Consider the following 9,121-nt stretch of genomic DNA (forward strand, 5'->3'; position numbering starts at 1 on the left):
ATCTGGCGTGGTTCACCTCCTGCAGATTCTGATCAACGGCCTGGCATCCGGGGCGGTCTATGCCCTGTTCGCCCTGGGTTACACCCTGGTGTTCTCCGTGCTGGGGGTGATCAACTTCGCCCACGGGGCCGTGTTCACGATCGGGGGCTACCTCACCTACCTGCTGATCGGTGGCGCGGTGGGCACCAATGGGCTGCTGGCTGGCCTGCAGTTGCCCCTGGCCCTGCCGTTCTGGCTGGCCCTGGCGCTGGCCGGGGCCGGCTCCGCGCTGGTGAGTCTGGTGGTGGAGGCCGTGGCCTTCCGCCCCTTGCGAAAGCGCCAGGCAGAGCCGCTGCTTTCTCTGATCTCCAGCCTGGGGGCGGGGGTGGTGCTGGTGAATCTGGTGCAGCTGCTGATGGGGGCCGAGAGCTACTCGATCCCCTCCTCCACCCTGGCTGGGCTGCCGGCTGCGCTGAATCTGGGCGGCGCCCAGATCCGCACCGTGCAGCTGCTCCTGCTCCTGGTGGCCGCCCTGCTGCTGGTGCTGCTGACCCTCTGGCTGGAGGGCAGCCGCGGCGGCAAGGCCCTGCAGGCGGTGTCGGAGGATCCCGTCACCGCGCGCCTGCTGGGGATCGATTCAGGCGCGATGATCCGCCTCGCTTTCGCCGTCAGCGGCTTCCTGGCGGGGGTGGCCGGTGGGCTGGTGGGGCTGAGCGTGAGCATCGCCGGGCCTTACTTCGGAATCGGCTACGGGCTCAAGGGTCTTGGGGTGCTGGTGCTGGGTGGGCTGGGCAGCGTGCCGGGGGCGGTGCTCGGCGGCCTGATCGTGGGGCTGGCCGAGGCCCTCGTGCCCTCTGAGTTCTCCGGCTACAAGGACGGGGTGGCGTTCGCGATTCTGTTCCTGGTGTTGCTGCTGCGGCCCCAGGGACTGCTCGGCAAACCCCTGGCGAGCAAGGTGTGAGGGATCTGTCCCTGCTGGTGCAGATGGGGTTCGGGGCCCTGCTGGCCCTTTCGGTCTATCTGCCTCTGCGCTGCGGACAGTTGTCGCTGGCCACACCGGGCTTCTACGCCATCGGCGGCTATGTGGCCGCCCTGCTCTCCACCCGCTGGCCCGCCCTCTCGGGCGGCGGAGCCAGCTATCCCCTGACCTCCCTTGCCCTGGAGCTGCTGCTGGCGGCCCTGGTGGCAGGCGCGGTGGCCCTGGTGCTGGGGCGACCGGTGTTGCAGCTGCGTGGGATCTATCTGGCCATCGCCACCATCGCCCTGGTGGAGATCCTGCGGGTGCTGAACCTGAACATGGCCTGGAGTGGCGGCGCCGTGGGGATCTTCGGCATTCCCCAGCCTTTCGACGGCCCCGCGGGCTATGCCCTGGCCACAGGGCTGCTGCTCGCCCTCACCTGCTGGCTGTGCTCCCGGCTGGAGGCCATGCGGCTGGGGCGGGCCATGGCGGCCATCCGAGAAGACGAACTGGCTGCCCGCTGCATGGGCATTCCCACCGCCGACGTGAAACTGATCGCCTTCGTGCTCAGCGCCGTGATCGCTGCCCTCACCGGCGTGCTGGCCGCCCACTTCCTCAACACCTGGAACGCCCGTCAGGGCAGCTTCGATGCCAGCATCACCACCCTGGCCTTCGTGGTTTTCGGCGGCTCCCGGATCTGGCTGGGGCCGGTCCTTGGGGGACTGGTGATCACGGCTCTGCCCGAACTGCTGCGACCGGTGGGGGATCTGCGCCTGATCCTCTTCGGCCTGGTGATCCTGGTGGGTCCGATCCTCTTTCCGCAGGGGGTGATCACCCCAGAGGGCCTGGCCCGCATCCGAGCAGCCGTGAAAAGAGTCTGATGCCGGCAACCCTGCTGGAACTGGAGGCGGTGACTTGCCGCTTCGGTGGCCTGCTCGCCCTCGATCAGGTGTCCCTGCAGGTGGAGCAGGGGGAGATCTTCGGGCTGATCGGCCCCAATGGGGCCGGCAAGACCACCCTGTTCAACCTGATCTCCGGGGTGGGCCGTCCCACAGCGGGGTTGATCCGCTGGAGCGGGGAAGCGATCGGCGGCCTCCCGCCCGATCGCATCAACCGGCTGGGCATCGCTCGCACGTTTCAGAACCTGCGCCTGTTCGCCCGGCTGAGCGCTCTGGAGAACGTGCTGATCGGCCTGTACCAGCGGGGGCACTCCCCCCTGCTCGGCGCGCTGCTCGGCGGGAGGTCCTTTCGCCGGCACCAGGGGGAGTTGCGGCAGCAGGCCCTGCAGTTGCTGGAACTGGTGGATCTGTCCGCTGTGGCCCAGCAGCCGGCGGGCAGCCTTCCCTACGGATCGCAACGGCGTCTGGAGATCGCCCGTGCCCTGGCCACCGGCCCGCGCCTGTTGCTGCTTGATGAACCGGCCGCCGGCATGAATCCGATCGAGAAAGAGGAGCTGTCAGCCCTGATCCTCCGCCTGCGCGCCCGCTTCGAACTCACCGTGCTCGTGATCGAGCACCACGTGCCGCTGATGATGCGCCTCTGCGACCGGCTGGCAGTGCTGAATTTCGGCCATCGCCTTGCCCTGGGCACCCCTGAGCTGGTGCGGCACGACCCCGCCGTGATCGAGGCCTACCTGGGGGTGAGTTCATGAGCACCCTCGCCGGCCCGCCGTTGCTGGCCCTGCGGGGGGTGTCGGTGCGCTATGGCGCGATCAGCGCCCTGCAGGACATGGATCTGCAGATCCAGGAGGGAGAGCTGGTGGCCCTGCTGGGCTCCAACGGCGCCGGCAAGAGCACCACCCTGCGGGCCATTTCAAGGCTGGTGAAGCCGGTCGCGGGGCTGATTGAATGGCGGGGCCGCTCCCTGGCCAGGACCGCCACCGAGCGAACGGTGCGGCTCGGCATCGGCCACTGCCCCGAGGGACGGCGGGTGCTCGCCCGCCAGAGCGTGGCGGTGAACCTGGAGCTCGGGGCCTATCTGCGCCGCGATCGGCGCGCCATTGCGCGCGATCTGCAGCGCTGCTACGAGCGCTTCCCGCGCCTGGGCGAACGTCGCTCGCAACCGGCCGGCAGCCTCTCCGGCGGCGAGCAGCAGATGCTGGCGATCGCCCGATCCCTGATGGGTCGCCCTCGGCTGCTGCTGCTGGATGAACCCAGTCTTGGACTCGCGCCGCTGTTGGTCGCCGAGGTGATGGCAATCCTCCAGCAGTTGCACCGTGAGGGGCTGACGATCCTGCTGGTGGAGCAGAACGCCCATGCCGCCCTGGCCATCGCTGATCGGGGGGTGGTGCTCCAGGCCGGCAGCATCAGCCTCAGCGGCAGCGCCGCCGAGCTGCTGGCCCACCCCGCCCTGAAAGACACCTACCTGGGGGAAGGGGAGCCAGGCGATGGTTGATCTGATCCGACAGCTGCTGGTTAGCCGCTGGAGCCTGCTGCTGCCCTTCACCCTGCTGACCCTGCTCTCCAGCGCGGGGTTGGGCCTGAAGGGGATCCCGGTGGTGCTGAGCTTCGCGCTTCACGGTCTGGGGCTGGTACCTCTCGGACGCATGGTCGCCGTGCTGGTGCATGCGCTGGCCCGGAGGCTGGGCAACCGTCTCGGGGGTCTGGTGAGCGTGACCCTGGGCAATCTGGTGGATCTGGTGGTCCTGTTCACCGCCCTGAACAGCGGCCTCTATCCGCTGGTGGTCACCAGCCTGGCGGGCGCCGTGATCACCAACTGCCTGCTGGTGCTGGGGTTGAGCACCCTGGTGGCCAGCCGACGGGTGATCGCCGTGCCGATCCATCCCCACAGCACCCAGCTGCAGACCCAGCAACTGCTGATCAGCTCCATCCTGCTTTCAGTGCCGACGATCTTCCTGCTTCACCAGGGGGAGGGAATCTCAGCCGGCAGCAACAGCTTCGAGGGCTTTGCCCTCTACTCAGTTCTGGTGTCGGCCCTGGTGCTGGGCTACTACCTGCTCTCGTTCGTCTATCAGCTCGGCACCCATCGTCGGCTGTTCGCCCAGCAGGAGTCCTCGGTGAGCGAGCGAATCCAGCCCCAGGCTTCGATGGCCTCGATCCTGGGGCTGATCGCCCTGGTCAGTCTGATGCTGGTGGGGGTGTCGGATGCCCTGGTGAACTCCCTGGAGCAACTGGTGGAGCAGCTGAACCTGAGTCCACTGTTCGTGGGGCTGTTCCTGCTGCCACTGTTCGGCAGCTTCGCGGAAGCCCTGGTGGCTATCCAGGCGAGCGCCGACGGCAACATGGATCTGACCATGAGTAGCACGGTGGAATCCAGCCTGCAGCTGCTGCTGTTCGTGCTGCCCGTTCTGGTGCTCTCGGGCCTGGTGATGGGGCGCTACCTGCACCTGGCCTTCCCTCCGGTGGCCCTGGCCTGCCTGGGCTGCACCGTGCTGGTGGTCGACTGGATCAGCAAAGACCGCCAGCTCAGCTGGTACGAGGGCCTGCAGCTGCTGCTCCTGTATGCCAGTTTCGCGCTCGGGGCGCTGCTGCTCCCGGCCGCTTCATGACTCAGCCCAGCATCAGCCCCCCCTCCTGGCGCAGGCACTCCTGGGTGCTGCGCAGGTCGTAGAGCAGTTCCTCCAGGGTGAGACGGGCCAGCTCACGCTCCAGAGCCAGTTGCAACCGGCTCTCCAGGGCCAGGGCCACCTGTTCTCCCGCCTGCTCAGGGGTTGCCGCTGTGGAAGCCTGCTGGGAGGGGTCCGCCTCCACGGCCCGCAACACCTCCAGCAGGGGAATGGCGGCGGCAGCGCGCTGGAGCCTGTACCCGCCATGGCGGCCGCGCCGGGCCTCCACCAGCTCGGCGCGGCGCAGCTGGAGCAGCACCTGCTCCAGCATCGGCTCGGGAATCGCCTGGCTGGCGGCCAGATCAGGCCCCGAGCGCCAGCTCTCGGGCTGCAGTGCCAGCTCCAGCAAGGCCTGGATCGCCTGAAGGCCCCGCCGCTTGAGCATCACCGCCAGGGGGAGAGCATCGCCCTACGCCCTGCGAGCCGCCAGTCTCTCGAGCACATGCTCGAGGGTGTAGCCGAACAGCGCCGGATCGGGATCACTGGCGTCGATGTCGGAGAGGCCCAGCTCGGCCCAGCGGCGATCCACCTTGGCCTCCTGCTCAGCTGTGCGGCGCAGCGGTTCTCCCCAGTCGTGGCGCTTCTCAGGGCCGATCTTGGTGGTGGCGTCGATCGCCAGGCGACCACCGAGACCGAGCCGCTCGCTGGCGAAATCCAGGCTGTCGAACGGGGTGTCTTCAAGCACGAACAGATCCCGCTGGGGGTCCACCTGGGCACTGATCGCCCAGATCACCTGGCGTGGATCGCGGATGCTGATCGTCTTGTCGACCACCACCACGAACTTGGTGTACGTGAACTGGGGCAGGGCGCTCCAGAAGGCCATCGCCGCCCGCTTGGCCTGGCCGGGGTAGGCCTTATCGATCGCGATCACCGCCAGCTTGTAGCTGAGGCCCTCCATCGGCAGGAAGAAGTCGACGATCTCCGGCACCTGCTGGCGCAGGATCGGGGTGTACATCCGGTTGAGGGCGATGGCCAGCATCGCTTCCTCTTTGGGAGGGCGGCCGCTGAAGGTGGTGAGGAAGATCGGATCGCGCCGCTGGGTCACGCAGTGGAAGCGCACCAGGGGGGAATCCTCCACGCCGCCGTAGAAGCCCATGTGATCCCCGAAGGGACCATCCGGGAGCACCTCCCCGGGAGCGATCGTTCCCTCCAGCACCACCTCGCTGTGGCTGGGCACCTCCAGATTCAACGTCTTGCACTTCGCCAGCCGCACCCCCTCGCCGGCATAGATGCCGGCGAACAGCCACTCACTCAGCTGCACCGGAATCGGCGTGGCGGCGGCCATCACCAGCAAGGGGTGGACGCCGATCGCCACCGCCACCTCCAGGGGCTTGCCCAGGGCCGCAGCCTTGCGCAGGTGGCGGGCGCCGCCGCGCACGCTCAGCCAGTGCACGGTCATCGTGTTCAGCGACTGGCGCTGCAGCCGGTAGACCCCCACGTTGGGCACGCCGCTCTCCGGGTCCTTGGTGATCACCAGGCCGAGGGTGATCACCCCACCGGCATCACCGGGCCAGGGGCGCACCAGCGGCAGGGCGTCGAGGTTCACCTGGTCCCCCTTCATCACCTGCTGATGACAGGGGGGAAGCAGGTCGAGGTCGGGACGGGCCTTGACCACATCCCAGAGCACACCGCCGAAACGGGCTGCTTCGCGCAGACCCTTCGGGGGGCGGGGCTGCTGCAGAAGCGCCAGCCGCTCGCCCAGGTCTTCCAGCTGCTCAGCCCGCTCGAGGCCCATGCTCCAGACCACCCGCTCCACCGTGCCGAGCAGGTTGACGGCCACCGGCATCGGGCTGCCGATCACATTCTCGAACAGAAGGCCGGGCCCACCGCGGGCGAGCACGCGGTCGGCGATGGCGGCCAGTTCCAGATCGGGATCAACCGGAGCGGTGATCCGCCGCAGCTGGCCGCGCTGCTCCAGGAGCGTCAGAAACCCTCGCAGGTCGCGGGTGGTGCTCCGCGGCAACACTGCCTGCATCCGTCCTGTTCCGTTGCTGACTACTGTGGCGCACCCTCCCCGTCCGCCGTGCCGTGCTGATCCATACCTTCCACACCTCAGAACGTGTCCCCGCCGACGAGCGAGCGGAAGGCGGCAGCCCCGATGCTGCGGTGGTGATCGATGTGCTGCGGGCCACCACCACCATGGCCTGGGCCCTGGAGAACGGTGCTGAGGCGATCCAGGCTTTCGCCGACCTGGAGGCCCTCAAGACCAGTGCCGCCGCCTGGCCCGCCGAGCGCCGGCTCACCGCCGGCGAACGCGGCGGGGCCAGGGTGAAAGGCTTCGATCTGGGTAACTCCCCCCTGGGGGTGACCCCGGAGCTGGTGGCGGGAAAGCGGATCTTCATGAGCACCACCAACGGCACCCGCTCCCTGGATCGGGTGCGGGAGCTGCCGCTGCTGCTCACGGCCTGCCTGCCGAACCGCACAGCCGTGGCACGGCGGCTGATCGAGCGGGGTGTGGAGAACGTCTGGATCGTGGGCAGCGGCTGGGAAGGGTCCTATTCGCTCGAGGACAGCCTGGCGGCGGGCGCGGTGGCCGCCGCCCTGCTCGACCTGGCTCCCGCCGCCGGAATCATTGTGGAGACCGGCAATGACGAGATGGTGGCAGCCCTGGCCCTCTGGCGGCAATGGCAGCACGACCCCGAGGCCTGCCTGCGCACCGCCAGCCATGGCCAGCGGCTGATCAGGCTGGGCAACCACGACGCCGACTTCCAGTGCTGTGCTGCCGTTGACAACCTCACGATCGTGCCGATGCAGGCGGAGCCCGGGGTGCTCAAGGCCAGCTGAGGCCAGCCCGTGAGGGGGCCGATCCGGCCGGAACCCCGACGAACCTCCCCCTAAAGTTCCGCCGACCTGGCACTTCCTAACGGTGACGAGCTTTCTGGCTGCCGCAGTGCAACTCACCAGCACGCCCGATCCGGACGCCAACTTCGCCGCCGCCGAGGAGCAGATCGAACTGGCCACCCGGCGCGGCGCCGAACTGGTGGGCCTGCCGGAGAACTTCGCCTTCATGGGCGACGACGAACGCCGACTGGAGCTGGCTCCGACCCTGGCGGAGCGCTGCAGCCGCTTCCTGGTGACGATGGCGCGCCGCTACCAGGTGACCCTGCTCGGTGGTGGCTTTCCCGTCCCCGCCGGCGAGCGACTCACCTACAACCGGGCGGAGCTGGTGGGCCGCGACGGCCAGCTGCTCTCCCGCTACGACAAGATCCACCTCTTCGATGTGGATCTGCCTGACGGCAACACCTACCGGGAATCGGAAACCGTCCGATCCGGCACTGCCCTGCCGCCTGTGGTCGATGCCCCCGGTCTCTGCCGGATCGGTCTCTCGATCTGCTACGACGTGCGCTTTCCTGAGCTGTACCGCCATCTGGCCGGTGCCGGCGCCGAGCTGATCATGATTCCGGCGGCCTTCACCGCCTTCACCGGGAAGGATCACTGGCAGGTGCTGCTTCAGGCCCGGGCGATCGAGAACACGGCCTATGTGCTGGCCCCGGCCCAGACAGGCCTCCACTACGGCCGACGCCAGAGCCATGGCCATGCGCTGGTGATCGATCCCTGGGGGACTGTCCTGGCCGATGCCGGCATCGGCGTGGGGCTTGCGGTGGCCCCCGTCGACCCGGACCATGGCCAGCGGGTCCGCAACCAGATGCCCAGCCTCAACCACCGCCATCCTTCGCTGTTCTGATCCTGAGGACGCCACGCCTACCCCGTCTCGGCCCCCTGAGCACCCTTCTCCTCGGGGGAGTGATTCAGGGCGCCCTGCTGCTGGCGGCACTGCCGGCCATGGCCGCCAGTGCCCTCGCGGCCTGGCGCATCAACAGCAACGGGGTTCTGGAGCTGCGCACCTCCCCCTCAATCTCTCTTCAGGCCTTCTACGAGGCCGGTAAGGGCAATGTGGGACCCAGGGTGTGGGTGGATCTGCCTGGGGCACCCAGCCGGACCCGCAGCATTCGCGGCAATGGCGTTCTGCGGGAGGTGCGCATCGGCAAACCCGATCCCAGCACAACCCGCCTGGTGCTGGAGTTTCAGCCCGGCACCCGGCTTGATCCCCGGCGTCTGCGCCTGGTGGGCACGTCGCGCGACCGTTGGAAACTCGATTTCGAAGGACTGCCCAGGGGCAGCCTGCGCACCATCGGTGAGGGCAATCTGAACGCCAGGACTGTGCCATGGCGCTCCAGCCCTGGATTCACTCCCGGCTACAGACGCACACCCCTCTCCTCGGCGGGGCTGCCCACTGTTCCCCGCGGGCGCTACCGGGTTGTGATCGATCCTGGCCACGGGGGTCCCGACCCCGGGGCCGTGGGAATCAGAGGGCTGCGCGAAACCGACGTGGTGCTCGACATCAGCCTCCAGGTGGCGCGGTTGCTTCAGGCCCAGGGGGTGCAGGTGGTGCTCACCCGCACCTCTGAAATCGACGTGGACCTGCCGCCGAGGGTGTCGCTCGCCAACAGCAGCAGGGCCACGGCCTTCGTGAGCATCCATGCCAATGCCCTGAGCATGTCCAGGCCGGATGTGAACGGCATCGAGACCTTCTATTTCCAGAGCTCCCGCTCTCGGGCCCTGGCGGCCGCCATCCAGTCGGAAGTGGTGGCGGCCTCGCCGGGCAGTCCGGACCGGGG

At 68.5% G+C, this 9,121-nt stretch carries 10 protein-coding genes; 8 read left to right on the plus strand and 2 right to left on the minus strand.

The features are described 5' to 3' along the window. Window positions 1-7 precede the first annotated feature (7 nt). Genes KQ297_RS07570 through KQ297_RS07590 form a run of 5 tightly spaced genes read left to right on the plus strand, consistent with a single transcriptional unit; the run spans window position 8 to window position 4,445 of the window. Window positions 8-940 (plus strand): branched-chain amino acid ABC transporter permease, encoded by a 933-nt coding sequence (locus tag KQ297_RS07570; RefSeq protein WP_259738881.1) that lies wholly within the window; start codon window positions 8-10, stop codon window positions 938-940. After that, window positions 937-1,818 carry a branched-chain amino acid ABC transporter permease gene (locus KQ297_RS07575; RefSeq protein ID WP_259738882.1) on the plus strand — a complete coding sequence of 294 codons (882 nt, stop codon included), beginning with the start codon at window positions 937-939 and terminating at the stop codon, window positions 1,816-1,818. Before KQ297_RS07570 ends, KQ297_RS07575 begins: the two co-directional genes overlap by 4 nt. After that, entirely contained in the window at window positions 1,818-2,588 is a 771-nt protein-coding gene (locus KQ297_RS07580; protein ID WP_259738883.1) for an ABC transporter ATP-binding protein, read from the plus strand. The genes KQ297_RS07575 and KQ297_RS07580 overlap by 1 nt, the downstream gene beginning before the upstream one ends. Next, a complete protein-coding gene (locus KQ297_RS07585) occupies window positions 2,585-3,331 on the plus strand; it encodes an ABC transporter ATP-binding protein (RefSeq protein WP_259738884.1) in 747 nt (248 codons plus the stop codon). The genes KQ297_RS07580 and KQ297_RS07585 overlap by 4 nt, the downstream gene beginning before the upstream one ends. Then, window positions 3,324-4,445, plus strand: a complete 1,122-nt coding sequence (locus KQ297_RS07590) for a calcium:proton antiporter (protein ID WP_259738885.1) — start codon at window positions 3,324-3,326, stop codon at window positions 4,443-4,445. Before KQ297_RS07585 ends, KQ297_RS07590 begins: the two co-directional genes overlap by 8 nt. Before the next feature lies 1 nt (window position 4,446). On the opposite strand, the gene KQ297_RS07595 is transcribed toward KQ297_RS07590, so the two are convergent. Continuing rightward, entirely contained in the window at window positions 4,447-4,887 is a 441-nt protein-coding gene (locus KQ297_RS07595; protein WP_259738886.1) for an Rrf2 family transcriptional regulator, read from the minus strand. A gap of 24 nt (window positions 4,888-4,911) precedes the next feature. Further along, window positions 4,912-6,477, minus strand: a complete 1,566-nt coding sequence (locus KQ297_RS07600) for a UbiD family decarboxylase (protein ID WP_259738887.1) — start codon at window positions 6,475-6,477, stop codon at window positions 4,912-4,914. Window positions 6,478-6,530: 53 nt separating this feature from the next. On the opposite strand from KQ297_RS07600, the gene KQ297_RS07605 reads away from it, so the two are divergent. The 3 genes from KQ297_RS07605 to KQ297_RS07615 form a co-directional block, all read left to right on the plus strand. Continuing rightward, window positions 6,531-7,286: a 2-phosphosulfolactate phosphatase family protein gene (locus KQ297_RS07605; RefSeq protein WP_259738888.1), complete on the plus strand. Its 756-nt coding sequence runs from the start codon at window positions 6,531-6,533 to the stop codon at window positions 7,284-7,286. Window positions 7,287-7,368: 82 nt separating this feature from the next. Then, on the plus strand, window positions 7,369-8,187 hold the full coding sequence (locus KQ297_RS07610; protein ID WP_185464470.1) for a carbon-nitrogen hydrolase family protein: 819 nt from the start codon (window positions 7,369-7,371) through the stop codon (window positions 8,185-8,187). Window positions 8,188-8,246: 59 nt separating this feature from the next. Then, on the plus strand, window positions 8,247-9,121 hold an 875-nt coding region (locus tag KQ297_RS07615), incomplete at its 3' end, for an N-acetylmuramoyl-L-alanine amidase (RefSeq protein WP_399251436.1).

The organism is Synechococcus sp. CS-205 (genome assembly GCF_025128255.1).
Taxonomy (GTDB): domain Bacteria; phylum Cyanobacteriota; class Cyanobacteriia; order PCC-6307; family Cyanobiaceae; genus Regnicoccus_A.

What these genes read in the sequence shown, in the direction of transcription:
- KQ297_RS07580 (WP_259738883.1), top strand. Translation starts at nt 1,818, where the DNA reads ATGCCGGCAACCCTGCTGGAACTGGAGGCGGTGACTTGCCGCTTCGGT.
- KQ297_RS07585 (WP_259738884.1), top strand. Translation starts at nt 2,585, where the DNA reads ATGAGCACCCTCGCCGGCCCGCCGTTGCTGGCCCTGCGGGGGGTGTCG.
- KQ297_RS07590 (WP_259738885.1), top strand. Translation starts at nt 3,324, where the DNA reads ATGGTTGATCTGATCCGACAGCTGCTGGTTAGCCGCTGGAGCCTGCTG.
- KQ297_RS07595 (WP_259738886.1), bottom strand. Translation starts at nt 4,887, where the DNA reads ATGCTCAAGCGGCGGGGCCTTCAGGCGATCCAGGCCTTGCTGGAGCTG.
- KQ297_RS07600 (WP_259738887.1), bottom strand. Translation starts at nt 6,477, where the DNA reads ATGCAGGCAGTGTTGCCGCGGAGCACCACCCGCGACCTGCGAGGGTTT.